Annotated in this window: 25 protein-coding genes; 16 read left to right on the top strand and 9 right to left on the bottom strand. The window is 61.2% G+C overall.

The annotated features are described in order from the left end of the window. Positions 1–116 precede the first annotated feature (116 nt). Positions 117–1403, top strand: coding sequence for an extensin family protein (locus ACQY1K_RS11460; protein WP_430257401.1), 1287 nt, complete (start codon positions 117–119; stop codon positions 1401–1403). 16 nt (positions 1404–1419) lie between these two features. Here ACQY1K_RS11460 and ACQY1K_RS11465 read toward each other — a convergent pair whose 3' ends face one another. Next, positions 1420–2568, bottom strand: coding sequence for a ceramide glucosyltransferase (locus tag ACQY1K_RS11465; RefSeq protein ID WP_430257402.1), 1149 nt, complete (start codon positions 2566–2568; stop codon positions 1420–1422). 165 nt (positions 2569–2733) lie between these two features. Next, positions 2734–4413, bottom strand: a complete 1680-nt coding sequence (locus ACQY1K_RS11470) for a formate--tetrahydrofolate ligase (protein ID WP_430257403.1) — start codon at positions 4411–4413, stop codon at positions 2734–2736. Positions 4414–4599: 186 nt separating this feature from the next. Between ACQY1K_RS11470 and ACQY1K_RS11475 the strand changes: the two genes are divergently transcribed. From ACQY1K_RS11475 to ACQY1K_RS11490, 4 genes are all read left to right on the top strand, one after another. Beyond that, a complete protein-coding gene (locus ACQY1K_RS11475) occupies positions 4600–6195 on the top strand; it encodes a DUF2235 domain-containing protein (protein WP_174196397.1) in 1596 nt (531 codons plus the stop codon). A 228-nt stretch (positions 6196–6423) separates the two neighbouring features. Further along, the gene (locus ACQY1K_RS11480; RefSeq protein WP_430257404.1) at positions 6424–8757 is read left to right on the top strand and encodes a TonB-dependent hemoglobin/transferrin/lactoferrin family receptor; all 2334 of its coding nucleotides are present in this window, start codon (positions 6424–6426) and stop codon (positions 8755–8757) included. Between the two features lie 142 nt (positions 8758–8899). Next, positions 8900–9421: a TIGR00645 family protein gene (locus ACQY1K_RS11485; RefSeq protein ID WP_082472017.1), complete on the top strand. Its 522-nt coding sequence runs from the start codon at positions 8900–8902 to the stop codon at positions 9419–9421. Between the two features lie 226 nt (positions 9422–9647). Beyond that, the gene (locus ACQY1K_RS11490) at positions 9648–10367 is read left to right on the top strand and encodes a response regulator transcription factor (RefSeq protein ID WP_430257405.1); all 720 of its coding nucleotides are present in this window, start codon (positions 9648–9650) and stop codon (positions 10365–10367) included. Between the two features lie 21 nt (positions 10368–10388). On the opposite strand, the gene ACQY1K_RS11495 is transcribed toward ACQY1K_RS11490, so the two are convergent. The 3 genes from ACQY1K_RS11495 to ACQY1K_RS11505 form a co-directional block, all read right to left on the bottom strand. Further along, positions 10389–11579, bottom strand: a complete 1191-nt coding sequence (locus ACQY1K_RS11495) for a DUF2333 family protein (RefSeq protein WP_062455628.1) — start codon at positions 11577–11579, stop codon at positions 10389–10391. Between the two features lie 111 nt (positions 11580–11690). Beyond that, on the bottom strand, positions 11691–12662 hold the full coding sequence (locus ACQY1K_RS11500; protein ID WP_430257406.1) for a hypothetical protein: 972 nt from the start codon (positions 12660–12662) through the stop codon (positions 11691–11693). A gap of 96 nt (positions 12663–12758) precedes the next feature. Beyond that, positions 12759–13340: a thymidine kinase gene (locus ACQY1K_RS11505; RefSeq protein WP_062582867.1), complete on the bottom strand. Its 582-nt coding sequence runs from the start codon at positions 13338–13340 to the stop codon at positions 12759–12761. Positions 13341–13533: 193 nt separating this feature from the next. Between ACQY1K_RS11505 and ACQY1K_RS11510 the strand changes: the two genes are divergently transcribed. From ACQY1K_RS11510 to ACQY1K_RS11530, 5 genes are all read left to right on the top strand, one after another. Continuing rightward, the gene (locus ACQY1K_RS11510) at positions 13534–14481 is read left to right on the top strand and encodes a choline ABC transporter substrate-binding protein (protein WP_430243817.1); all 948 of its coding nucleotides are present in this window, start codon (positions 13534–13536) and stop codon (positions 14479–14481) included. A gap of 145 nt (positions 14482–14626) precedes the next feature. Further along, entirely contained in the window at positions 14627–15502 is an 876-nt protein-coding gene (gene choW, locus ACQY1K_RS11515; protein ID WP_062455618.1) for a choline ABC transporter permease subunit, read from the top strand. Continuing rightward, the gene (gene choV / locus ACQY1K_RS11520; protein ID WP_249406394.1) at positions 15499–16572 is read left to right on the top strand and encodes a choline ABC transporter ATP-binding protein; all 1074 of its coding nucleotides are present in this window, start codon (positions 15499–15501) and stop codon (positions 16570–16572) included. Before choW ends, choV begins: the two co-directional genes overlap by 4 nt. A gap of 103 nt (positions 16573–16675) precedes the next feature. Then, on the top strand, positions 16676–17452 hold the full coding sequence (locus ACQY1K_RS11525) for a HugZ family protein (RefSeq protein WP_430258988.1): 777 nt from the start codon (positions 16676–16678) through the stop codon (positions 17450–17452). A gap of 114 nt (positions 17453–17566) precedes the next feature. Further along, entirely contained in the window at positions 17567–17887 is a 321-nt protein-coding gene (locus tag ACQY1K_RS11530; RefSeq protein WP_062457893.1) for an ArsR/SmtB family transcription factor, read from the top strand. A gap of 163 nt (positions 17888–18050) precedes the next feature. Here ACQY1K_RS11530 and ACQY1K_RS11535 read toward each other — a convergent pair whose 3' ends face one another. Further along, positions 18051–18893: an alpha/beta fold hydrolase gene (locus tag ACQY1K_RS11535; protein WP_430257407.1), complete on the bottom strand. Its 843-nt coding sequence runs from the start codon at positions 18891–18893 to the stop codon at positions 18051–18053. Positions 18894–19033: 140 nt separating this feature from the next. On the opposite strand from ACQY1K_RS11535, the gene ACQY1K_RS11540 reads away from it, so the two are divergent. The 5 genes from ACQY1K_RS11540 (at position 19034) to ACQY1K_RS11560 (ending at position 23050) form a co-directional block, all read left to right on the top strand. Beyond that, on the top strand, positions 19034–19483 hold the full coding sequence (locus ACQY1K_RS11540) for an ArsR/SmtB family transcription factor (protein ID WP_430257408.1): 450 nt from the start codon (positions 19034–19036) through the stop codon (positions 19481–19483). Then, positions 19480–20013: an SRPBCC family protein gene (locus ACQY1K_RS11545; RefSeq protein WP_430257409.1), complete on the top strand. Its 534-nt coding sequence runs from the start codon at positions 19480–19482 to the stop codon at positions 20011–20013. Before ACQY1K_RS11540 ends, ACQY1K_RS11545 begins: the two co-directional genes overlap by 4 nt. Positions 20014–20084: 71 nt before the next feature. Then, positions 20085–20501 (top strand): GFA family protein, encoded by a 417-nt coding sequence (locus ACQY1K_RS11550; RefSeq protein ID WP_430257410.1) that lies wholly within the window; start codon positions 20085–20087, stop codon positions 20499–20501. Positions 20502–20657: 156 nt separating this feature from the next. Continuing rightward, the gene (locus ACQY1K_RS11555; protein WP_062455601.1) at positions 20658–21755 is read left to right on the top strand and encodes a carboxynorspermidine decarboxylase; all 1098 of its coding nucleotides are present in this window, start codon (positions 20658–20660) and stop codon (positions 21753–21755) included. A 53-nt stretch (positions 21756–21808) separates the two neighbouring features. Further along, positions 21809–23050: a saccharopine dehydrogenase family protein gene (locus tag ACQY1K_RS11560; protein ID WP_430257411.1), complete on the top strand. Its 1242-nt coding sequence runs from the start codon at positions 21809–21811 to the stop codon at positions 23048–23050. A gap of 120 nt (positions 23051–23170) precedes the next feature. Here ACQY1K_RS11560 and ACQY1K_RS11565 read toward each other — a convergent pair whose 3' ends face one another. The 3 genes from ACQY1K_RS11565 to ACQY1K_RS11575 all read right to left on the bottom strand — a co-directional run bounded on the left by ACQY1K_RS11565 (position 23171) and on the right by ACQY1K_RS11575 (position 24864). Next, entirely contained in the window at positions 23171–23410 is a 240-nt protein-coding gene (locus tag ACQY1K_RS11565) for a hypothetical protein (RefSeq protein WP_062455595.1), read from the bottom strand. Positions 23411–23541: 131 nt separating this feature from the next. Next, entirely contained in the window at positions 23542–24051 is a 510-nt protein-coding gene (locus ACQY1K_RS11570) for a DUF3291 domain-containing protein (protein ID WP_430257412.1), read from the bottom strand. 153 nt (positions 24052–24204) lie between these two features. Beyond that, positions 24205–24864: an HNH endonuclease gene (locus tag ACQY1K_RS11575; protein WP_430257413.1), complete on the bottom strand. Its 660-nt coding sequence runs from the start codon at positions 24862–24864 to the stop codon at positions 24205–24207. On the opposite strand from ACQY1K_RS11575, the gene ACQY1K_RS11580 reads away from it, so the two are divergent. Continuing rightward, positions 24839–26380, top strand: coding sequence for a cation:proton antiporter (locus tag ACQY1K_RS11580; protein ID WP_430257414.1), 1542 nt, complete (start codon positions 24839–24841; stop codon positions 26378–26380). The genes ACQY1K_RS11575 and ACQY1K_RS11580 overlap by 26 nt on opposite strands. The last annotated feature ends 209 nt before the right edge of the window (positions 26381–26589 follow it).

Here is a 26589-nt window from a genome sequence, read left to right on the forward strand (position 1 = left end):
AGCGAATTGTTAGCGCGGCTCCGGCAAACGCGCAAGTGGATTTATTTGGCCACAATGCGACCAAAACAGGGTCATCCGCGTTGCGTCTCCGAAACATGGGAAAGGACGACCGAAGGATGAAGCATACTCTATGCCTTCTCGCTTTAAGCACTTCGCTGGCAATGAGCGCACCGCTGACACTGGGTGCCGCCCCTCTGCCCGCCCGCCCAGCGCCGCAAGGCTCGACGCCGAACGTTGTCGAAATCAACATCATCGACCAGTTCATGCGCGATGCCGGACGCACCCGCAAACAGTCGACGCGCAAATCCTCGTCCGGCAAAAACCAGTCGACCCGCCCCGCACAGGGTGCCCAGAACCAGAGCCGAGCCGCGATCCACGCCGCCCCCGCCCTCGCTACCGTTCCGCTTCCCATGGCGAAGCCGGGTGGTGAACCCGTGCCCGAGGCAACGGCGGCAACGGCCGCAGCCGCTGCTACACCTGAGGTCGCCGCAAAGCCCGTCGAAGCAAAGCCCGAGAACCCGCCCGAAACCCCTGCGGAGAAGCCTGCAGAGCGCCCCGCAGAGCCACCTGTCCCGGCCCCCGAACAGACCCAGAGCCCGGAACAGACCGGTAAAGCTCCTGAAGAAACCATCCCGACCCCCACTCCCAAGCCGGAAGAACCCGCAGAACAGAAGCCCGCTGCATCGAGCGACGACGGCAAGACTGAACCTGCCAAACCGGACGCCGCCAAGCCAGACGACAAGGCACCGCAGGACAAGGCCGCTGATGACAAAACTCCGGCCGACAAGCCTGCGGACGAAAAGCAGGAACAGGCCGAGACCCCGCCTCCTCCGCCTCTCGTCGAGGAAGACGCCGCAGAACTGAAAGCCTGCCTTGCAGACCTCGGTGCCATCGGTGCCAAGTTCGAATCCGTCAAACCGATCGACGACGGCAATGGCTGCGGCATCAAGCAGCCGATCGAGGTGGCGCAGGTTCTGCCCGGCGTCGATCTCGGCGGCGCCACTATGCGCTGCAAGACGGCGCTGACCATGGCCCACTGGCTGAAGGATACGGTCCAGCCCGCGCTCAACATCGCCATGCCGGGCCGCAAGATCACCGGTCTTGTCCCGGGCTCCACCTACCAGTGCCGCCTCAGAAACAGCGCCTCGACCGGCAAGATCTCCGAGCATGGACGCGGCAACGCCTTCGATGTCGCCGCCTTCAAGCTAGACAATGGCGAGAAGGTCGTGATGAAACGGCGTGAGGACGATCACACGCTGGAAGGTGCCTTCCAGATGACCGCCACCGCCGGCGCATGCCTGCATTTCACCACGGTTCTCGCACCCGGCAGCGATGCCGCCCACGAGGATCACCTTCATCTCGACATCATCGACAGGGATGGCGGCTACCGCATCTGCGAGTAGCCGTTGAGGGCCAGGGTCAGGCCGGCGAGGAGCCGGTCAGCCGGCTTTCCTGCGTGCCGATCGTCATGGCATTGCCGCGCCATTCGAACGATCCGGAAAGCCAGCTTCTGATCCAGATTGCCGGCAGCATCACGTCGCGCACCATCATCGCCGGCAGCGACAGGATCGAAAGCCGCCAGCCCTTGGCCCGCGCAAGGGCCAGTTCCGGCAGGTAGGTTGCGGCGAACACGGTTGCGGCCACCGCTGCCGAATTGAGATCCAGCAGGACGGCAGCGATCAGCCCAAGCGTCAGAGGCGGCAGCGCCCCGAGCAGGATCTCCGGCGTGAAGAACAGCGGAAACGTCACCCGCCGCAGCCGGGCCCAGCGCGTCTGGCGCGACCAGATTTCCTCCAGCCCGCGACGCCCGAGCGGCTGCTCGAACGGCGCCGAGACCAGATGGACTTTCTTGCCGTGGCGGTTGACGAGCTTGGTCGACGCCGCGTCCTCGGCAATCTCGGCCGCCAGCGCCTGGATGCCGCCGGCCGCATCCAGAAACGGCTTGTGCCACAGCATGCTCTTGCCCTGCGCAAAGCCGAGCCCTAGCGCCTCGCCGACATATTGCCAGCGCGCCTGCAGCGTATTCAGGAAAGCGCATTCCACTTCGGCCCAGAACCCGTCCGGCCGCGATCCGATCGGTGTCGAACACACAAGCCCGGTATCGGCGCGCCATCCGGAGACGAGGTTCTGGATATAGTCCTTCGGCATCAGCACGTTGGAATCGGCAAGCACCACCCATTCGTGGCGCGCCGCGTGCCAGCCCTTGGCGCAGTTGTTGAGCTTGGGATTGGCGCTGATCCGGTCGTCGCCGATCAGCAGCCGCGCCGGCACCGCGGGATGCGCGGCGATTGCGGCACGGATTTCCCCGATGATCGGATCGCCCTCGTCCTGCACGCAGAAGATCAGCTCGTAATCGGGCCATTCGAGCTTGAATGCATGCGCAAGCGTCAGGCTGGAATAGGCCTCGATGCCGCGCACCGGAATGACGATCGAGACACCGTCCGGCGTGATCACCGCCGGCGTGTCGCTCGCCTTGTCCCGATGCGAAAGTCGCCGGCCGGCGATAGCGATGCTGAAGAGATTGATCGCCAGAAGGGCCATGGCGAGTGTCGCAAGAACAAGATCCATCCTGATGTTCCCGATGGCCGGCCCCGAATCGTCGGGTCACCGCCAGTGCCTGAAGAGTAAGGGCAAGCAGACCATTTCGGTGTGACAGACGCATGACGTTGCCCTTCACCCGCGAAGGCGAGAGGAAAGGACGATCCGGAGAAAACCCGCTGAGAACTATAAGGCCTAGAACAACCCCTCGATCAGCCCATCCGCGTTGAGATGGATCCGCTCGGCCGAAGGCGCGCTTGGAAGGCCCGGCATGGTCATGATCTCGCCGGTGATCGCCACGATAAAGCCGGCGCCGGCCGACAGCCGCACTTCGCGCACATGCACCACATGCCCTTCCGGCGCACCGCGCAGGTTGGGATCGGTGGAGAACGAATACTGCGTCTTGGCGATGCAGACCGGCAGATGGCCGTAACCAGCACTTTCCCAGGCCTTCAGCTGATCGCGCACCGCCTTTTCCGCCGTCACCTCGCCGGCATGATAGATCTTGGTGGCGACCGCCTCGATCTTCTCCATCAGCGGCATGTCATCAGGATAGATCGGCTTGAAGGCGGCGGCGCCGCTTTCGGCCAGTTCCACCACCTTGTAGGACAGTTCCTCGATGCCGGCGGAACCTTCCGCCCAGTGACGGCAGAGGATCGCCTCCGCGCCGTGATGCGAGACGTATTCCTTGATCGCCGCCACTTCCGCATCGGTATCCGAGATGAAGTGGTTGATCGCGACCACGACCGGCACGCCGAACTTGCGCACGTTTGCGATGTGACGGCCGAGGTTCGAACAGCCGCGCGTCAGCGCCTCGACATTCTCGGCTCCCAGATCGTCCTTCTTCACGCCGCCATTCATCTTTAGCGCCCGGATGGTCGCAACGATCACGGCCGCATCGGGCTTCAGGCCTGCCTTGCGGCACTTGATGTCGAAGAACTTTTCGGCCCCCAGATCCGCTCCGAACCCCGCTTCCGTCACCACGTAGTCGCCAAGCTTCAGCGCCGTCTTGGTGGCGATCACGGAATTGCAGCCATGGGCGATGTTGGCGAACGGCCCGCCATGCACCAGCGCCGGATTGTTTTCCAGCGTCTGCACCAGGTTCGGCTGCATCGCGTCTTTCAAAAGCACCGCCATCGCCTTGTCGGCCTTGATGTCGCGGGCATAGACCGGCGAGCGGTCGAACCGGTAGCCGATGACGATATCGCCGAGCCGCTTTTCAAGGTCGGCCAGATCCTGCGCCAGGCAGAGGATCGCCATCACTTCGGATGCGACGGTAATGTCGAAGCCGCTTTCGCGCGCAAAGCCGTTCGACACGCCGCCAAGCGAGGTCACGGTCTGGCGCAGCGCCCGGTCGTTCATGTCCATCACCCGCCGCCAGGTGATGCGGCGCGTGTCGATGTCGAGCGCGTTGCCCCAGTAGACATGGTTGTCGATCATCGCCGACAGGAGATTGTGCGCAGAGGTAATGGCGTGAAAGTCGCCGGTGAAGTGCAGGTTGATGTCTTCCATCGGCACGACCTGCGCATAACCGCCGCCGGCCGCCCCGCCCTTGACGCCGAAGCAGGGCCCAAGCGACGGCTCGCGCACGCAGATGACGGCCTTCTTGCCGATCCGGTTCAGTCCGTCGCCAAGCCCGACCGTGGTCGTCGTCTTGCCCTCGCCCGCCGGCGTCGGATTGATCGCCGTCACGAGGATCAGCTTGCCATCGGGGCGGCCCTGGAGCGAGCCGATGAAATCGGCCCCGATCTTCGCCTTGTCATGGCCGTAGGGCACCAACGCCTCGGGAGAGATGCCAAGCGACGCGCCAATGTCCGCGATCGGTTTCTTTTTTGCCGCGCGGGCGATCTCGATGTCGGATGGAACGGGGGCCATGCTTGTCTCTCGCTTGTTGGTTTGCGTGAACCTTGGCCACAGCCGCTTCCCCACGACAAGCCCGGAACGGGAGCAGCGCCCTGATTATGCACACTACAACGCGCTCATCCACACACCAAAGTTGCAATTTAATTCGATACAATCTTATATATCTCTGATCCATGGGGGATCGAGGGGGAACGACCAATGAACCTTATTCTCTGCTGCGACGGCACCTGGAACACGCCCGACGATATGGATGGCGGCCAGCCTAGCCCGACCAATGTTCGCAAGATTTACAATGCGGTCGCCGACAAGGATGCCGCTGGCATCAAACAGGATGCCTACTATCACCCCGGTGTCGGCACAGACGGAACCTGGTGGCGACGTGCGGTGGAAGGCGGTACCGGCAAGGGTCTCGCTGACAACATCAAGGGCGCTTACAAATGGCTTGCCAGCACCTACAAATCCGGAGATCAAATCTATCTGTTCGGCTTCAGCCGTGGCGCCTACACGGTCCGCAGCCTCGGAGGCATGATCTCCAAATGCGGCCTTCTGGATATCAAAGCCTCTAAGCTCGACGAAGAGGGAACCTGGAAGGCGATCGAGGCGATTTTCACGGAGTACCGCGCCAAGAGCGAAGCCGGCACCAAGCGCAAACAGTCCGGCAAGATCCACTTCCACAACGTCGCCCCAGGCGGCACCCGCAATGCCTCAACGCTCATCCAGTTCATCGGCGTCTGGGATACGGTCGGCGCGCTCGGCATTCCCGATGACATGGGGTTTCTCAACCTTCTCGACAACCCGGAGAACCATGAGTTTCACGATACGACACTCGGTTCCGCCGTCCTCAACGCCCGCCATGCAGTGGCGCTCGACGAGTTCCGCCAAAGTTTCATGCCGACGCTCTGGGTCAAGCCGGATGGCTGGACCGGAACGCTGAAACAGGTCTGGTTCCCGGGCGTGCATGGTGATGTCGGCGGTGGCTATGCCGCAACGGGCCTTTCGGACGGCGCTCTCCTGTGGATGATGAACGAGGCAAAAAGCTGCGGCCTCGTATTCCGCGAAGGGGCTGAAAACCAGCTGAGGCCGGATCCGCGCGGCGTGCTGCATGATTCCGCCAGTGGCATCTTCGCCAAGCTGAAAACGAGACCGCGCGCCGTACCGCACGTGACCGCAACGCCTTCAGAAGATTTGCACAGCTCCGCCTCCGAGCGGCACCGCACCCCGCCCTTGTCGCAGGGGCGCTACCGGCACGCCAACGCAGACCTGCCCGCAGAGGTCGACGTCTTCGCACGCGACCACTGGAACGACACCGGCATCTTTCTGCAAAAGGGCATTACCTACACGTTCGTCGCGAAAGGCGAGTGGACCGATGGCACGGTCCTGTGCAACGCCGATGGCCCGAAAGATGGAGGAAACTTCCAGGCCGGTGAGATTGCCCATATTGCCTCGAGCGGCCTTGGCCAGCTCGAAAAGGCGTGGAAATGGTCGACCGGAAACCAGCAGGTGGATTTCTGGTGGACCCGTCGCGAGGAGGAGCTCCCCTGGTTCAGCCTGATCGGCGTGATCGCCAACGACGTGCCGCCGCCCGCTCAGCAGCAGACGCCCAAGAACGGCATTCTCAAACTGCCCCACGAGGTGTTTCTGATCCGCAGCAAGGCGAAATTCACACCGAAGGGCGACGGCTATCTTTACTGCTTCGCCAACGATGCCTGGGGCGCCTACGGCAACAACCGCGGCAGCGTCAGGCTGACAGTCGCCCCTTCCCCGTCTTCCGCAAACCCACCACCGAGCCACTGACCAACCACGCCGTGACGACGACCAACACTCGTCACGGCGTGCTCTCACCACACGCCGCGCAGAAACATGAGAATTACACTCAGATTCAAACTTGACTCATTTAGTTTAGATTTCTAATGCTTTTTGCGGGGCTTCTGCTTCGGCGGAAATCAAACAATCCGAACGTTACCCGGACGCAGGCTATCGCCGCGCCCGATGTCTCTGCATGTCTTTTTGAGGGGAACCACCATGCCTACCCGTTCGTCGCGGCATCGCCATCTCTACGCCGGAACTGCCGCACTTCTGCTGATCACGGCCGCGCCGCCGGCATGGGCGCAAGAGACTGCCCAGACCACCGCTGGAACGACCGCCGCTGGAGCGACCGCCGCGACCCAGGTTGCCGATGGACAGGATACGACCGCCCTGAAGCCGATCGTGTTGCGCGACGGGACTTACGTCGGCAAGTCCGACTCGCCGCTGACCGAAACGACAGATCGTCAGGTCATCCAGGACCGGATGGTCACCGATTTCAAGGATTTCTCCCGTCGCGTCGATGCCGGCGTCACCTTCAACCGGCAGAGCCAGAGCATCAACATTCGCGGTCTGCAAAACGAGCGCGTCCTGACGACGATCGACGGGATCCGCCAGCCCTGGCTGACCGACCCGCGCGATAGCGCCCGTGGTGGCAACAACGCCTTCGATTTCGACACGCTTTCGACGATCGACATTACCAAGGGTGCCGATTCGAGCCGCGTCGGATCCGGCGCCCTCGGCGGCGCGGTCCAGCTCTACACGATCAATCCGGAAGACCTGATCGAGGACGGCCGTAATTTCGGCGCTCTGACCAAGAGCACCTATGACAGCGCCGACCGCAGCCTCGGCAACAATGCCGCCATCGCCGCACGACACAATGACAGCTGGTTCATGCTCCAGGGCGGCTACAAGCGCGGCAACGAGACCGATAACGAGGGCGAAATAGGTGGTTACGGCACCACCCGCACGGAGGCCAATCCAAGCGATTACTGGCAGCGCAACCTGCTCGCCAAGTTCCACCAGTATATCGAGGGCGGCCATCGTTTCGGCCTGACCGGCGAACTCTTCAACAAGGAGATCGACAGCGACAACATGCGCGGCACGACCACGAGCTACCAGCAGGGCACGCTGAAGAGCGGCGAAGAGGTCGATCGCAAGCGGCTGTCGGCATCCTACGACTTTATCTCCCCCAGCGGCGGCGACATCGTCGATCAGGCGAGCATCATCACCTACTGGCAAAAGCAGCGACTGAACAACACGACGGACGGGTTCCGCCTTACCGACCCACGCGGCTCAATCATTCCCGGCGACCCCTTCTTCTACGGCTCCCCAAGCGGTATCTACAGCCGAGAAAACCAGCTGACACAGGATAGCTACGGCATCTCCGGCAGCGCCTCGAAGGAACTGACCATCGGCGGCGTCAGCCACGAATTCCGGTTCGGCGGCGAGCTCTCCTGGCAGAAGACCTATCAATACTCCTCCGGCGTCGACAATTGCCCTGATGTCGACTGGACGACCATCCCGCAACCCTTCGGTCCCCAGTCCTGCCGCATGCTCCATTCCAATTCGTCCGATATGCCTGACGTCGACGGGATGATCCTCGGCATGTATGCCGAAGACGACATCAAGTTCTTCGAGGACCGCCTGACGGTGACGCCCGGTGTGCGCTTCGACTGGTACGATTACGATCCGAAATCGACCGCAAGCTTCGAGGACAGCCCGAACTACGATCCGGCCTATCTCGAAAGCAACAACGACTTCGGCATCTCGCCGAAACTCCGCTTCGGCTGGAAGGCCACCCAGGAACTGGAACTGTTCGCCCAGTATGCACGCGGCTTCCGCGCACCGACCGCGACCGAGCTTTACCAGAATTACGGCGCTCCGGGCTCCTATGCCCGCATCGGCAATCCTGATCTCAAAACCGAAACCAGCAACGGTTTTGAAATCGGCGCCAAATACGACGCGGCCGACTATTCGTTCAAGGCGACCGCCTTCAACAACTACTACAAGAACTTCATCGACACGGTCACCATCGCGCCTCCAGGCGGTGAGTACCCGGTCGGCGGCATCACCGGCTACGAAAACCTCAACCACGTCCGCATCTACGGCATCGAACTGGGCGGCGAATGGCGCTTCGATCCAAGCTGGCGCACTTGGGGCTCGTTTGCCTATTCGCACGGCAAGGATACCGATACCGGCGACTACCTGAACTCGGTCGCGCCGCTGCGCGCCATCATCGGCCTTGGCTATTCATCCGAGACCTGGGGCTCGGACGTCTCGCTGACGCTTGCGTCCTCCCGCAACAAGGTCAGCGGCACCGGCTTCGAGGCACCCGGTTACGGCCTCGTCGACACAACCGTCTGGTGGGCACCCGAAAAGGTTGGTACCGTCGATCTCTCCGGCCTCAAGGTTCAGGCCGGCGTCTTCAACGTGTTCGACAAGAAGTACTTTGACGCGGTCAGCGTCCCGGACGGCGTTTCGGCTTCGGCGCAGGACTTCTACAGCGAGCCCGGCCGCAGCTTCAAACTGTCGGTGACGAAGAAGTTCTGATCCCTCCCCGACGATCGCCCTTTGATCCTGGACGCCGCATTCCCCGTAGGGGGTGCGGCGTTTTCGTCAGGATAGGCATCTTGCACCGGTTTTCGGCCCGGCTTATGGGAATCTCCAGCGCCTGCAACGGAGAACGGCCCCCATGAAATCGCTGGAACTGCTTGTCGAGAAGATCATCCTCTCCAGTCGCTGGCTGCTCGTCGTCTTCTATCTGGGCCTGGTTGCCGCACTCGCCGTCTACGCGCTGTCTTTCATGTTCAAGTTCTGGAAAGTCGCCAAGGAAGTCTTCACGCTGAGTGAAGCCGAAATGATCCTCGCCATGCTGGGTCTCATTGATGCGGCACTCGTTGCGAGCCTGATCGTGATGGTGATGATCTCTGGTTACGAGAACTTCGTTAGCCGCTTCGACGAAACGGAAGCCGACGTTTCGTTCCTCGGCAAACTGGATGCCGGAAGCCTCAAGATCAAGGTCGCCTCCTCCATCGTTGCCATCTCGTCGATCCATCTCCTGCAGATCTTCCTCAATGCCAACCAGTACTCGGATACCACGCTGATGTGGTACACGATCATCCACCTCACCTTTGTGGTCTCGGCCGTCATGCTCGGCTGGCTGGAGAAGATCATGGCGACGACAAAGGCCCACAAACACGAAACCAAGCTTTGACCGACTCAGGGTCTAAATTACCCCGGATCAGGCCGGACCGGTGATTGACGAACCGCAAAAGGGCTTGCGAATGAGCCCATCTCGGCGATACATGAGACAAATATAACAGTATCTCGGAAAATTACTCCACACGGGGGCTTTTGCTCACTTTTCCGCTGGATTTACAAAGCGATTAGTATATTTGTTGCGCTTAACATAATAACCATTCACTTTTTTCGAAGCTAATATGATCACGCTGGAGCGGCAATCGATCCTCAACGGCGAAATTTCTGCAGCCTACTCCCGTGCGGAGATTTCGACGGTCTTTGAACGGGCCACACGCGAATTTGGCTTGCGCCATTTCGCTCTGGTCAAGCTTCCGCCTGCAAGCGAGACGCTTCTGTCCCGCATCATCGTCGAGACCAATCTTCCCAAGGACTATATCCGCGAATTCGATCGACTGCGGCTGCTGCCACGCACCCGGATGGCGGATGCCACGAGCGGCTGGTCGCTCCCGGACTGTTGCTGTCTCGATGATCGCAACTCGCCTGGCCAGCTCCCGCCGGACCTGATCGCCCTGCGCCGTCAGTACGGCATGATCACCAGCGTGGCGATGGCGCTTCATTCGGTCGATGGTACCGGCTTCCGCATCCGCATGTCGGGAGATCGTCCGCGCCTGACCCAGACGGAACTGAACGAAATCGGCATGGTGATTTTGCACGCCTTCGCGGTGTTCGATCGCATCCGCCGATCGGAGCAGGCATCGACCTTCGGGCCGCTGACCACGCGGGAACTTGAAGTCGTCCGCTGGACGGCACAGGGCAAGACCTCGTCCGAAATCGGCAAGATCCTGTCCCTCTCCGATCACACGGTCAACGCCTACATGACCAATGCCATCAAGAAGCTCGATTGCGTCAACCGCACCCAGCTTGTGGCAAAAGCGCTGAGACTGCGGCTGATCAGCTAGCGCTGCCGCAGCCGCACCGTCTTACCGATCCAGTACGCCGCGCACTTCAACGAGGTTGGAGCGCACCATCAGCGTATGGAAGCCCATCACCGACAGATGGCTCGGCATGATCATCCCGTCTTCCGCCCCATTGGACACGATCGACGGCTGGATGCGAAGTGCTGCGCGGAAACGCGACAGCGTCTCGTTCCAAAGCTGCGTCAGGTTGCGCTCGCGGATGACCTGCGAGAAGTCGGCACCGGCGGCGGAAAGCACGGCGTAATAGCCGTAGAGCTGGCCATAGGCGAACCAGAAACGGTCGTCGGCACGGGTATCGAACCAGCCGGCCGCATGGTTTTCCGACCGGTCGCGCAGGATCGCAGCCGTCGCACCAAGATCATTGGCGATCCGGTCGACGAATTGCACGAGATTGTCGGAGCGGCTGTCGAAGGTCGCGTTGCAGGCGGTGAGATCGGCGTTGAAGGCCCGCAGCTTTTCGATCGCGGTGCGATAGTAGCTCGGCGTCGGCGTTTTGAAGCCAAACGGATCGACACCGAAATACCAGGAATACTCATCAAACTGCAGGTTGCCGCGGGCATCCTGTAGGTTGGTGTTGACACCCGACGTGCCACGCACGCGGCCGAGCGTATCGACAAGTTCGCTGGACGTGCGTCGCACCGCCTGGTTCACGCCGCGCTGGAACGAAGCTTTGTTGTCGAGAAATGGCGTGTTGTCCCAGCTGATGCCGAAGAAGCCGAGCCGGTAGAGCAGCATGGACGAGATCCACGCATTCTGGTTCACGTTGGCGTCGGTCAGATCCGCCGCCGCATCGACGATCGCCGACGACTGGCACTGGCGGGCAGCCACAACAGGCGCGGCGGGCACCGGAGAAGACGCGGCCGTCCCGTTCGATGTTTCCGCAGCAGCAGCCGCCACGGGCGCCGTCGCAGGAAGGTCCTGGCCGGCCGGCACGGTGCGCTCATTCCAGCGATAGGCATCGACAAAGCTCGGGTTGAACCCGGTCCAGATCTGGGTCTGCACGAAGAAATAGCCGTAAAGACCAAACAAGATAACGAGGAATGCCAGGATCGGCGCCTTCACCATCAGGTGCCGCTCGCCATACCAGCCGTGAGCGGCGCGAAACGGCCAGACGATCCCGGCGACGAGCAGTCCGATGCCCCTTGCGATCGCCTTGCCCAGGGTCTGAAGTGAGGCCTTGAGCCGGTCGAGCATCCTGTTCTCCTGTCTGTGGGGCCGATAGGTACGCCCGGTTGTTCCAACAGATATGGTTCCGCAAGCAGGCAAACAACCGCGCTGCACAAAAATCGGCAGCGGAGCACGGGTTTACGATCGCAGATAGCCGCCAAACGGCCAGTGCGGCATCCTCCAGCGCCCGTCACTGGGGCTCGTCACAGCCGTCACCTCTCCAGGCTCGCTCCCATCGGTCACGGACACCGGATCGGTCTCCGCCTTCGGCAGGAACCGGTCGGCAAAGGCCTGTTGCGCCGCCCGCTTTGCTTGCCCGGCACCGGAGGCCCGCCAGGCACTTTCGGCAAATACCCCTGCTACCGGAACACTGTAGGGGAGAAGGCCCTGCAGCGGTGGATCGCGCTGCCAGAGCGCCTGATGAACCGCCAGCAGGTCGCCGGTGTCGAAAAGCACCTTGTGGCGCAAGATATTGAGCGTCATCACGCTGGCATTCATCCGGTCGGTTATACCGTTCATCAGCCGGAAAAGGCCTTCCGTCCGGCCCACCGCGTCGGGTTTGGACAGATCCTCGCCCATCAACCCGCGCACCAGCTCCCTGCGGTGGTCGGCAAGGTCGAGAAGCCCCCTCTCGAACCGGTAGCGTCCCATCATCAGCGCGACACGTTCCTTGTCGAGCAGCGTGTAGAACGCATTTCCGACATCGAGGAGCTGCTTCACGGGCTCGATGCCCGTCCTGTTTTGCCCCGAACGTTGACCGGACCATTTCGTGGTCCAGCCGAGTATGCGCTTCAAACTGGTGGGCTCGACAGGATCGTCGAAGGTCTGCCGCAGCCTCGTCACCGCATCGCCGAACGCGCCGACCGCTTTGGCGAGATCCGCCTCCAGGCCGTCGCCCATCATCGTCACCCGTGCCTGCCGCTCGGCCTCGGCTTCGAGGTCTGCGACATCTGGAACGTGTCTGTCCTTCACCCCTCGCGAAAGCATCGCTTCGGATGTGGCGAGCTCGTCCCACATTGCCTGAAACGCCGTCGCGATCCGGGATATTTCCTCGTGAAATCGCCGGTAATCTCCCATGCCCTGCCCTCCCCAAAGCACTCCCGCGGCCATGCCACCGTCCGGGAGAATTTCAAGGTATCACAGGCTGGAAAAATCGCTACGGCGTTTCAACGCAAACGGGAACAATGCCAATCTTCGCGTCGCCGCTTACCAGCAACGCATCTTTTCTTCCCAGTGCCGCCGGCAAAGCGAGACGTAGCGGTCGTTACCGCCCACTTCAACCTGTGCGCCTTCGCGAAGCGCCTCGCCATCGGCATCCACACGCACGACCATCGTTGCCTTGCGTCCGCAATGGCAGATCGTGCGGACTTCACGCAGTTCGTCGGCAATCGCCAGCAACTCCTGCGACCCCGGAAACAGCTTTCCGCGGAAATCAGTCCGCAGACCATAGGCCATGACCGGAATGCCGACGCGGTCGGTGATGCGGGCAAGCTGCCACACCTGCTCGGAGGTCAGGAACTGCGCCTCGTCGATAAAGACGCAGGTCAGCGGCTCTTGCCCATGCAGCTTTGAGATCTCCGCATAGAGATCGTCCTCCGGGCTGAACGGGATCGCGTCGGATGACAGGCCGATTCGCGATGCAACGCGCCCCTGGCCGCCCCGGTGGTCGAAGTCGGCGATGAAGATTGCCGTGCGCATGCCGCGTTCGCGGTAGTTGTAGGATGCCTGCAGCAGCATGGTCGATTTGCCGGCATTCATCGTCGCGTAATGGAAGTAAAGCTTGGCCATGCGGCTTTGTGATGCCGATCGGCATCGAAGAAAAGCGCCGCCACGCAAAACCCACAAAAAATACGCGAACGACCCATCAATCGGCGCTTTGTCGCAAATGGTGGCTTCAGACGCCGTGATGCACAAGCTTGCCTGTTTCGGAGAGATATTGATAAGGTTGGGCATGATTTTAATGGGGAGCATAAAAATGACCATGACCGTTTCGACCAAGACCATTCTGGCCGCCGCCGTCTCCATGATGGCGCTGAGCGGAGCTGCTTCGGCCGCCGAGCCGGCAAGCTGCGGCACCGTCCGTTTCTCCGATGTCGGCTGGACCGACATCACCGCCACGACCGCCACCGCCTCCGTCCTTTTGAAGGCGCTGGGCTATGAGACGGATGTGAAGGTGCTTTCGGTGCCGGTCACCTATTCGTCGCTGAAGAACAAGGATATCGACGTCTTCCTCGGCAACTGGATGCCGACCCAGGAAGCCGACGTCCGGCCCTTCCTCACCGACAAGTCGGTCGAATCCATCGGCCCCAACCTCGTCGGCGCCAAGTACACGCTGGCAACCAATTCCAAGGGCGCCGAACTCGGAATCAAGGACTTCAAGGATATCGCAGCCAAGGCCGATGCTTTGGGCGGCAAGATCTATGGCATCGAACCCGGCAATGACGGCAACCGCCTGATCCTCGGCATGATCGAGAAGGACACATTCGGCCTCAAGAAGCTGGAAGTGGTGGAATCTTCTGAACAGGGCATGCTGGCCCAGGTCGCCCGCGCCGACAAGGCCGGCGAACCCGTCGTCTTCCTCGGCTGGGAACCGCATCCGATGAACGCCAACTTCAAGCTGACCTACCTTACCGGCGGCGATGACGTGTTCGGCGCGAATTTCGGCGGCGCCGAAGTCTATACCAACGTCCGCGCCGGCTACACGCAGGAATGCCCCAATGTCGGCACCTTCATCAAGAACCTGAAGTTCTCGCTGCCGATGGAAAACCAGATCATGGGCGGCATCCTCAACGACGGTGAAGAGCCGGAAGCAGCGGCGACCACGTGGCTGAAGGCCAATGGCGCTGCGATCACCCCGTGGCTTGCCGGCGTCACCACCAAGGACGGCAAGCCAGCCGAGGCCGCGGTCAAGGCCGAACTCGGCCTGTAAGACGCGTCGCAAACCGGCGAATGCCGGCGGTGTGATCCTCGGGCCCGTCCCGAGGATCCGCTGACGTTGGTAGACCCTTGGGGGCGCCCTCGAGGGTAACGCTTTCGCTCCTTGTATTTCCTTCCAGACGAGGCAGGCACGCGACGTGAACTGGCTAACCAACTCGCTCCCGAACTGGCTTGTGGATTCCACCGGCAAGATCCGCCTTGGAAACTGGGCGAAAGATGCGGTCGACTGGCTGACCACCAATGCCGACTGGTTCTTCAACTGGCTCGCCACCGTGCTGTCGGCGGTCATCGATGCGATCCTGTACGTGCTGCAGGGGCCGAACCCCTTCGTGCTGATCGCCATCGTCACGGCGCTCGCCTTCTGGCTGAGACGATCAGTCTCGATATCAGCCTTCACCGCAATCGGTCTGTTGCTGATCTATAACCAGGGCTACTGGAAGGAGACGACGGAGACGCTGGCGCTGGTGCTTGCAGCCACCGCCGTCTGCATGGCGGTCGGCATTCCGATCGGAATCGCTGCTGCCCGTCGCCCCTGGCTCTACGAGATCCTGCGGCCGATCCTCGACCTGATGCAGACCATTCCCACCTTCGTCTATCTCATCCCGGCGCTCATTCTGTTCGGCCTCGGCATGGTGCCGGGCCTCATCGCAACCGTCATCTTCGCTATCCCCGCCCCGGTCCGACTCACCCGCCTCGGCATCATCTCGACGCCCGGATCTCTGACCGAAGCAGCCGTCGCCTTCGGCGCGACGCCGTCGCAGGTCCTGCGCAAGATCGAGCTCCCTTACGCGATGCCGCAGATCATGGCCGGTCTGACCCAGACGATCATGCTGTCGTTGTCGATGGTGGTAATCGCAGCGCTTGTCGGTGCCCCCGGTCTCGGCGTACCGGTCGTGCGCGCGCTCAACACCGTCAACATCGCCCGCGGCTTTGATGCCGGCTTCTGCATCGTCATCCTGGCGATCATTCTCGACCGCATGTTCAGAACGGCAGAACCGGGAGGCAAGTCATGACCGACGCGATGAACCGGACAGCGCCTGCCGCCGTCACCTTCTCGAAGGTCGATATCATCTTCGGCAACAACCCGGAGCGGGCTGTCAAACTGCTCGACCAAGGCATGACGCGCGACCAGATCTCGGAAGAAACCGGGATCGTGCTCGGTGTCGCCGATGCCACGCTGTCGGTGCGCGAAGGCGAAATCCTCGTGCTGATGGGCCTGTCCGGCTCGGGCAAGTCGACGCTCCTGCGCGCCGTCAACGGTCTGGCGCCGGTCGTGCGCGGCGCGGTCAGCGTTGCCACCCCGTCCGGACCGGTCGATCCCTACAAAGCCGGCACCCGCACCCTGCGCGATCTTCGGATGCACACGGTTTCGATGGTCTTCCAGCAGTTCGCGCTGCTGCCGTGGCGTACCGTCGCCGACAATGTCGGCTTCGGGCTTGAACTCGCCGGCGTCGCCGAACCGGAGCGGCGCAAGCGCGTCGACGAACAGCTGGAACTCGTCAACCTCAGCCAGTGGGCGGATCGCAAGGTGGGTGAACTCTCCGGCGGCATGCAGCAGCGTGTCGGCCTTGCCCGCGCCTTTGCCACCGGCGCGCCGATCCTGCTGATGGACGAACCCTTTTCGGCGCTCGATCCGTTGATCCGCACCCGACTTCAGGACGAGCTGCTGGAATTCCAGCGCCGCCTGAAAAAGACCATCCTGTTCGTCAGCCACGACCTCGACGAGGCTTTCCGCATCGGCAACCGCATCGCCATCATGGAAGGCGGCCGTATCGTCCAGTGCGGCACCCCGCAGCAGATCGTCCAGGCACCCGCAAACCAGTATGTCGCCGATTTCGTCCAGCACATGAACCCGATCAGCCTGCTCACCGCGGGCGACGTGATGCGGCAAGGCGTAACCGCCGATGCCGGGGCGCCGCCGGTGTCGGCAACAGCGAGGAGCACCACGCCACTGGTCGACATCATGGATGCGCTGGCCCGACAGAGGGGATCGATCGCGGTCGTCGATAACGGCGCCGTCGTCGGCGCGATTACGGCTGACGACGTGATTGCAGGTCTGACACGCCACCGACGCCGGACTTGATGCAAATCAAGGCGGACTGACACTCGTTTGTTAATGATCTGCTGTTATAGAGATTTGAAATTTAGAACTGGTGAATATTTTGACCGACGAGCTGCAGGGCGCAATGACGGTGAGACAGGCTCTTCCACCGACCTCTGCGCAGGAACCTTCGAAAGATCAAAGCGTGTTGCGCGACACGGATGAGGAAGCACGCCACCTTGCGCGGATGCTGGTGCGCGGCGCCCGTCACATGGCGCTTGCGGTGCTTGATCCCACAAGCGGTTTTCCCTCCGCAAGCCGCGTGCTGACCGGAACCGATCTTGATGGCGTGCCGGTGATTCTCGTATCGGCGCTGTCGGGTCATACGAAGGGATTGGCAGGCGATCCCCGCTGTTCTCTACTCGCCGGCGAGACCGGCAAGGGCGATCCGCTCGCCCACCCGCGAATCACCGTTCAGTGCATTGCGGAAAAAGTGGAAAGAGATAGTCCCGTCCATCTGCGCATCCGCCAGCGGTTTCTGGACCGTCATCCGAAAGCAAAACTCTATATCGACTTTCCGGATTTCTACTTTTTTCGCCTTGTTCCGCAGTCGGCCTCGCTCAACGGCGGCTTTGGCAGGGCCTATGCCTTGGATGGCAGCGAGCTTGTCATCGCGAACCCTGGAAGCGGCGAGCAATGGAGTAATTTCTCGCGCGATATCAGAGAGTTGACGGACGAAGCGAACAGCCTTGCCGCACGGCTCGGCGCAAAGAATGCTGGTCAATGGCGGTTCGTCGGTGCAGATAGCGCCGGGCTAGATCTGATCGCCGGAGACACATTGCTGAGACATGAGTTCAGGACGTTGCAATCGTCCCCCGAGCACGCGTCCCAGTATATTTTCAATATGTCTAAAACAGTGTAGTCGACTACCCAAAATCTAGGGATATACAACTTTGATGTCTGCTGGTTTAGTCAGTTCCAGGGACTACGGCATTACCGGAGCACGGCATGCTCAGGAAGAGGGGATAGAGATATGATGGAAACGATGCCACTTTCAGACCACTCGAATGCAGCAGCGAATTTGCTGTCTGCGATGGCAAATCCAAAGCGGCTGATGATTTTGTGCTGCCTGGTCAAGGGCGAAGTAGCTGTGGGGGCACTGGCTACTCAAGTTGGCCTGAGCCAGTCTGCACTGTCACAGCACTTGTCCAAGCTGCGCGCGCAGAAATTGGTGAAGACGCGCCGCGATGCGCAGACGATCTATTATTCGAGTTCCGCGGACTCGGTTCTCAAGGTCCTGTCGACGCTTGAAAACATCTACTGCATCCCGGCTGAGACGAAATCTGCAGCCGCCTGAAATCTTGTCCGCTGCATGACGCGGCGGGTCAGAACGCATCCACACAGCGTTGCCGGCATGGCTGGTAGCATTTTTTCTTTTTGAAATTTGCTTTGTAAGATTTTTTGAAACCGATGAAATCTCTGGAAATGGCTCGTCTCGCGACGAGCCATTTCTGTTTTGACTATGCCTTGAAGAACGCCAGCAGATCAGCGTTGATGAGATCGGCATGCGTCGTCGCCATGCCATGCGGCAGACCTTCGTAGACCTTGAGCGTGCCGTTCTTCAAAAGCTTGGATGACAGCATCGCCGAATCGGCGATCGGCACGATCTGGTCGTCGTCGCCATGCATGACGAGAACCGGCAGGTCGATCGCCTTGAGGTCTTCCGTGAAGTCGGTTTCGGAAAACGCCTTGATGCAATCGTAATGCGCCTTGGTGCCGCCCATCATGCCCTGACGCCACCAGTTCCGGATGACGCCTTCTGAGACCTTGGCACCGTCGCGGTTGTAGCCGAAGAACGGTCCGGTCGGGATATCGAGGAAGAACTGCGCCCGGTTGGCCGCCTGCGCGGTACGGAAACCGTCGAACACCGACAGTGGCAGGCCGCCGGGATTGCTGTCGCTCTGCACCATGACAGGCGGCACCGCGCCAATCAGCACGGCCTTGGCAACGCGACCCTGCGGCTGGCCGAATTTCGCGACATAGCGCGTGACCTCGCCGCCACCCGTCGAGTGACCGACATGGATGGCTCCCTTGAGATCCAGATGCGCCGCCAGTTCGGCCACGTCGGCTGCATAGGTATCCATCTCGTTGCCGGTATCGGTCTGGCTGGAACGGCCGTGTCCGCGACGGTCATGCGCGATCACGCGGTAACCCTGGTCGAGGAAGAACAGCATCTGGGCGTCCCAATCATCGGACGAAAGCGGCCATCCATGATGGAAGACAATCGGCTGGGCGTCCTTGCTGCCCCAGTCCTTGAAATATATCTGCGTGCCGTCGCTGGTGGTGATGTAGCTGCTGCTCATGGCTTACCCTCGATTGATCTGACAGGTGAGAGGTGAACGTCTGCATTTGGCTGACCGGTACATCGGGCAGCGCCTGCAGATTATGATTCCCTCTCGCTTTTGCAACTCTTGATAAAAGCCAGAACCAGACATTCAACAATATGGTTGACAATTGCGGCGAAGGCTTTAAATTAAACCTTATGGTTGAATTAACGGAACATCAGATCGATGCGGTTTTTCAGGCTCTGAGCGACACCACGCGCCGGCAGATGCTGACGGCTCTTGGAAGCGGTGGGCAGACTGTCGGACAACTGGCAGCCCCCTACGACATGTCGCTGGCAGCCGCGTCGAAACACATCAAGGTCTTGGAGGCAGCCGGGCTGGTCCATCGGGAAATTCAGGGCCGTACGCATCTCTGCCGCCTATCGCCAGGCCCGCTCGCCGCCGCCCACGAATGGCTGGCCTTCTACGAACGCTTCTGGACCGCCCGCCTCGACACGCTCGACCGGCTGTTGCGCGAGGACGATGCGATCAAGACCACCGGCCCGCAAGGCGAGGCCACCACCAAAGCCGAAGGAAAACCGCACAGCAAACCGGGAGACGATCAATGACCGACATGACATCGTTGAGCAGGCACGCCTTCATGACAGAAGCCCTCGCCCTGACGATCCAGCGCAAGCTACCAGGGCCGATCGAACGCATCTGGGACTATGTCACCGACAGCGATCTGCGCCGCCAGTGGCTCGCGTCCGGCACGATGCCGCGTCAGCCCGGCGGCACGTTCGAGCTCGTCTGGCGCAATGATGAACTCAGCGATGATTCCGCCGGCCGCCCGGAAGGCTTTCCCGAAGAACAGCGCATGCAGAGCGAGATGATCGCCTTCGAAGCACCCCACCGGGTGGTCTTCTCCTGGCCACCTTCAGGCGAGGTCTCGATCGAACTGCAGGCCGTCGGCAAGGATGTTCTTCTGACCCTCACCCACCGCCGCATTTCCGACCGTCGAAACATGGTCATGGTCGGCGCTGGCTGGCATGCCCACCTCGACATCCTCGAGGTCAAGGCAGCGGGCAAAAATCCTGCCGCCTTCTGGCCCGCATGGCTTCGTCTGCGCGACGAATACGAAGCCATCGTTCCCGCCTGAGATCCTCTAGCGACCACACCCCGCCCCGGCGCGAGCCTCAGGCACCGGCAACCAGAAATGGAGCAGCGTCCATGCATGAACCCTTTACCGGCGGCTGCACCTGCGGCGCCGTCCGTTACACCGTCACCGGCGAACCCGTCGCCATGGTCGATTGTCAGTGCCGTCAGTGCCAGCGCGAAAGCGGCACCGGCCACACGTCCAATCTCGTCTTTGCCGGAGCGACGGTGACGATCGAGGGCCAGCCCAGTCACTGGGAAGCAACAGGCGATGGCGGCACCGTGAAAAGACGCGCCTTTTGCCCAACCTGCGGCGCGCCTGTCTCCATGACCTTTCCGGCCATGCCGGACGTGTTTGTCATCCGCGCAGCAAGCCTCGACGCACCGGACCGATATCGGCCGCAGATGATCACCTGGACCGACGCGGCCGAGCCATGGGACCACCTCGACCCGGCCCTCGCGCGCTTTGCGAAGATGCCGCCCGCAGCCTGACGCGAGGCAAACGGGACCGTCTCCGTCTCTGTCAAAAGGGCCGCCAAACCGCGGCCCTTTCGACAATCTTGGCCCTCGGGTCTTGAAGATGACAGCCGCCTGAGGCAATAGGCGCCATACGCTTTCCCTAGACCGTCACGAGGCCGACCGCACGATATGCTCCAGACACCCTACTACCTCATCGACAAGTCGAAACTTCTCCGCAACATGGAGAGGATCGCTGCTGTCCGCGAGACGTCGGGCGCCAAGGCATTGTTGGCGCTGAAATGCTTTGCCACATGGTCGGTATTCGATTTCATGCGCGACTACATGGACGGCACCACGTCCTCGTCGCTCAACGAAGTCCGCCTTGGCCATGAGCGCTTCGGCAAGGAAACCCACGCCTATTCAGTGGCCTATGCGGATTACGAGATCGACGAGGTCGTTTCGCATGCCGACAAGATCATCTTCAACTCGATCGGCCAGTTGCAGCGTTTCGAGAGCCAGTCGTCGGGCATTACCCGCGGCCTGCGCCTCAACCCCGGCGTCTCCTCGTCCACCTTCGATCTCGCCGATCCCGCCCGCCCTTTCTCGCGGCTGGGCGAATGGGACCAGAAACAGGTCGAGCCGGTCATGGACCTGATCTCCGGCTTCATGATCCACAACAACTGCGAAAACGGCGACTTCTCGCTGTTTGATCGCATGCTCGGCGAAATCGAGCAGAAGTTCGGCCCCCTGCTGAAGAAGGCCGAATGGGTCAGCCTCGGCGGCGGCATCCATTTCACCGGCGACGATTACCCGGTCGACCTGTTTGCCGAGCGCCTCAAGCGCTTCTCCGGCGAATACGGCGTCCAGGTCTATCTCGAACCCGGCGAAGCCTCGATCACCCGCTCGACGACGCTGGAAACCACCGTCCTCGATACCCTTTACAACGGCAAGAACCTTGTCGTGGTGGATAGCTCCATCGAAGCGCACCTGCTGGATCTCCTGATCTACCGTGAAAACGCGAAGGTTCATCCAAACCAGGGACCGTATCGTGCCATGGTCTGCGGCAAGTCCTGTCTTGCCGGGGATATTTTCGGCGAGTTCGATTTTCCGAATGAACTGAAAGTTGGCGACCGCATTTCCTTCCAGGATGCCGCCGGCTACACGATGGTCAAGAAAAACTGGTTTAACGGTGTGCAAATGCCGGCAATCGCCATCCGTGAACTGGATGGCAGCCTCAGGACGGTCCGCGAGTTCGGCTACGCGGACTACGAACAAAGCCTATCCTGAGCACAAAGCTCAGCGGCTTCTGACGATTGGACTTGAAGGAACTCGTCCCCACCATGAAAAAGAACGTACTCATCATCGGCGCCGGTGGCGTCGCCCAGGTCGTAGCGCACAAATGCGCCCAGAACAACGACGTGCTCGGCGATATTCATATCGCCTCCCGCACCAAGTCGAAATGTGACGCCATCATCGCCTCGGTCCACGACAAGAAGGCGATGAAGGTAGAAGGCAAGCTCGAAGCCCACGCCCTCGACGCCCTCGACATCGAAGCAACCAAAGCCCTCATCAAGGCGACCGGCAGCCAGATCGTCATCAACGTCGGCACCGCCTTCCTCAACATGTCGGTGCTGCGCGCCTGCATGGATACCGGCGTCGCCTATATCGACACCGCCATCCACGAAGAGCCGAACAAGATCTGCGAAACCCCACCGTGGTACGGAAACTACGAGTGGAAGCGTGCGCAGGAATGCGAGGAAAAGGGCATCACTGCCATCCTCGGCGCAGGCTTTGATCCGGGCGTCGTCAACGCCTATGCCCGCCTTGCCAAGGATGACTATCTCGACAAGGTCACCGACGTCGATATCGTCGACATCAATGCCGGCAGCCACGGCAAGTATTTCGCCACCAACTTCGATCCGGAAATCAACTTCCGCGAATTCACCGGTGTCGTCTACGCCTGGCAGGGCGGCGAATGGACCGTCAACAAGATGTTCGAAATCGGCAAGGACTACGACCTGCCGGTCGTCGGCACGCGCCGCGCCTATCTCTGCGGCCATGACGAAGTGCATTCGCTGGCAAAGAACATGGATGGCGCCGACGTGCGCTTCTGGATGGGCTTTGGCGATCACTACATCAACGTCTTCACGGTCCTCAAATCGATCGGCCTTCTCTCGGAACAGCCGGTCAAGCTTGCCGACGGTTCGGAAGTCGTGCCGCTCAAAGTCGTCAAGGCCTGCCTCCCCGACCCGTCGTCGCTGGCGCCCGAATATGAAGGCAAGACCTGTATCGGCGATTTCGTGAAGGGCATCAAGGACGGCAAGGAACGCACGGTGTTCATCTACAACGTCGCCGACCACAAGGAAGCCTATAACGAAGTCGGCTCCCAGGGCATTTCCTACACCGCGGGCGTCCCCCCGGTCGCCGCTGCCATGCTGGTCGCGACAGGCGAATGGGATGTGAAGAAGATGGCAAACGTCGAAGAACTGGCGCCAAAGCCCTTCCTCAACATCCTGAACAAGATCGGACTGCAGACCTGCATCCGCGACGAAAACGGCGAACGCGAGCTGCATTTCGACTGAGATCGAAACAGCCTCCGTTCAAGCAACAAAAAAGCCCGCGAGCAATCGCGGGCTTTTTTGTTTGTAACACTGTGAAAACGTGGCTGCCCTCACCATCCAGGCAAAGGCAGGCGCTTCCGCTCAGCGCCAGGACGTTCCGTCGGCGCTCGCGCAGCCATAAGGCGGCGGCACTTCGCCGAATGTGGCATGCAGCTTGTCGCAGCCCCATTTGTTCAGCGGTCCCGGCAGACGGCTGTTGATCTCGATACCGACCTCGTCATACGCCGAAGTCGTGTTTGACACATAGCTGTACCAGCGCTGCCCGATAAACCCCGTCGCTGCGATGAGAACAACCAGAACGACCAAAATAATTCTACTCATGAAAAACCCCTTAACTTTGAACCCCCTCCGTAGATAATAAGGCCTGCGACCGCAAGGGTAAGCGCTTGTCTTTCCTGAGGAAAATGTCATCCGCGGAGGGAAAAACGAAGGGTGGCTTCAGTGGTTCCTGCTCAGCGCGGAACTGCCGCCCGGTCGAATGCGGTGCGATGGCCATCCGGATCGAACGGCGCCTTGAAGTCGAAGGCGACGGAAGAGGACCCGTGGTCGTGCAGGTGCTCCAGACGTTCGCAGCCGTCCTGCCAAGTGGGAACGTATCCTTCAGAGACCCACCACAAAACGTAAGGAGGCCATGTATGCCGGTCGAACCACTGCCGCGCATTCTGCATCGCCTCGATGTGAATGGCCGAGTAGGTAAAGGCGTATAGCGCTGTCAGGTCGCGCCACAGGGAGAGGGTCGCCGGAGCCCAGCCGTCGCCATTGTCGATGTAGAAACGCGGAAACACCTGAGGGCCCCAACTCTCAGGCCCCTCCTCGCCCTCGTAACCCGACCGAGCCACAAACCCCTCGCTCATTTCCGCCGCTTGGAAATTGAGGTCGTTCCTGTCGTGAAAACCCTGGTTTGCCGGCTCGTCCGCGCGAACCCGGAAATTGTTGAAATTGTAGACGGCGAGGTAAGGCATGGATCCTCGTCTGCTTTCCCTTTGACGGCTTGACTTTCGTCAAGCTACGGGAGCCAACGCCAGGCAGCAAGTAGCCTGAAATCGAAGTTCTCGAGACATCAGAGGCCTCAGCCAAGACAAGGGTCAGAGCCACCACGAGGCGGTCGTGCGTCTCTATGCTTTCGGCCCGCGTCCCCGACCCTGTCGCGGCTCCTTCGGCGGAGCCGCATACCCCGGAGGTTTTGTTTTCACCCAGGCAACGAATGTCCGTATCGCCGGGTCTTCAAGGATAGCCTCGATCGTCGAGAACTTCTTGGCGAGCTGGGCATCCGTCAAATTCACATGGATCTGGTCGTGACAGATCCGGTGCAGGCAAACCGTTTCCTTGCCGCCTTTGCTCTTGGGGACAAGATAATGCTTTTCTTGCTGATCCTCCGGGATCACCCGCTCGCACATCGGACAATACACGGGCTCCGGCGCAGCCTCGTCCCATGAAGCCGGTTCATCTCTGTTCTTGCGGGCCATCGGTCCATCACCTGTTGAGCGCTGCCAGCCCTGCATCTCCATCTGGCTGGATCGATGCAAAGCCCTTGCCTCCAGCAGATATCGCGTCCCGCCCCGCGGAGCAATGCCGTTCGAAACAGACCCTGGACCCGGAATCGGCCAAAGCGCGCACCCACGAAGACCCGCCATCACCCGCACCGCCCGAAAACCGTTTTCCCTTTCACCCTCCCGCCCTACATGATGCTCGACGGATGCGCTGTGACGCACCCGGTCGATCACCCCTGCAGCGAATGACGCCACCCCCATGACCTTTTTCGAAAGCCTGCTCATCCTGATGCTGGTCGCGATCGTGCTGTTGCAGGTGTCGCGGCGGCTCTCTGTGCCCTATCCGTCGATGCTGGCTCTGGCGGGCGTCGCGGTGGCGCTGGTGCCGGGCGCGCCTTACTTCGCGCTTGATCCGGAGATCGCGCTGGCGCTGTTCATTGCGCCGGCTTTGCTCGATGCCGCCTTCGATTTCCCGCTGAACACCGCCAGGCGCTTCTGGCTACCGCTCGTGGTCTTTGCGCTCGGCGGCGTCGTCGTCACCACGGCGACGGTCGCGGTCGCCGGCTATGTGATGGCCGGCCTTCCGATTGCGGCTGCCATCGTGCTCGGCGCCATCGTTGCGCCGCCGGATGCCGCCGCCTCCACCGCCGTCCTCTCCACCATGTCGGTGCCGCGCACCACCGATGCCATCCTGCGCGGCGAAAGCCTGTTCAACGATGCGGCAGCACTTCTGATCTTCGGGGCAGCCCTTGCGGTCCAGTCGGCCGGCGGGCTTGATCGCGAGGTAACGACCCATCTCGTTCTTGCCGTTCCCGGCGGCATCCTGCTCGGCTGGGTCGCGGCGCTGGTAATCCGCCGCCTGTCGGCCTACGTCACAGGCACGCTTGGTGGCAATCTCCTGCAATTCGTCCAGACCTTCCTTCTGTGGATCCTCGCCGAACATCTGGAACTGTCTGCGGTGCTCGCAATCGTCACCTTCGCCATGACGATTGCCAGCACCAGCGAAAGCCTGTCCTCGGCGCGCATGCGGGTGCAGTCCTACGCGGTTTGGACGGTCGTCGTGTTCGTCCTCAACGTCGTCGCCTTCCTGCTGATGGGCATGCAGGTGCGCGACATCTACGCGGACATGGAGGTCGGCCATTTCGCCGAAGCTCTGCTGTTTTCCGCCGTGATCGTCGCCATCGTCATCGCCACCCGCTTCGCGCTCTGCCTCGCCTATAACCGCATCGAGGCCTGGCGGGCCCGTCGCGACGGCCGCGAGGAGCCGGCATCGACCAGACAGGCGATTCTCGCCTCCTGGTGCGGCATGCGCGGCCTCCTCTCGCTTGCCACGGCCTACGCGCTCCCTGCAGATTTCCCGGAGCGCGACATGGTCGTGCTCACCGCCTTCGCCGTGGTCATCGCCACGCTCGTCCTGCAGGGCCTGACACTGTCACCGCTCATCCGCTGGCTCGGCCTCGACCGGCGCCGTACCAGCGCACAGGAACTGTCTGAGATGCGCCGCCGTGTCGTCAAGGCAGGCATCGGCCGCCTCGACGGCGAGACGGGAACAGAAGCCGAAAAACTGCGCGCGAAGCTCACGATGGAACACCAGGCCTTCGACGACCCCGACCGCGCCGCCTCGATGGACACCTACCGCCGGCTGGTGCTTCTGTTCATCGCCGGACAACGCACCGAACTCGAAAACCTCCGCGCCTCCTACGAGTTGAATGTCGACGAATACAATCTCCTCCTCGAGGAAATCGACTGGCGCGAACTCTCGATCCTCCCCGAAGACGACCGACGGATCGAGGAGATCTGATTGGGGAAAGCGGTGGGGGATCAACGGGCGTTGAACCACCAAAATGTCTTGCTCCCGCACCAATCCACAGGCAACGGCGCCGATAGTTTTGCGCCGACAGTCCCCTACGCTCCCGCATTCCTGTGCTCGTCACAGGAACCCAGCCAGCCCAAGTCCTTGGGCTGAAAGAACCGTCGTCGCCCTACCGACGCGTCGGCAAAATTCCTGTG

The organism is Neorhizobium sp. IRS_2294 (genome assembly GCF_050500145.1).
Classification (GTDB): Bacteria; Pseudomonadota; Alphaproteobacteria; order Rhizobiales; family Rhizobiaceae; genus Neorhizobium; species Neorhizobium soli.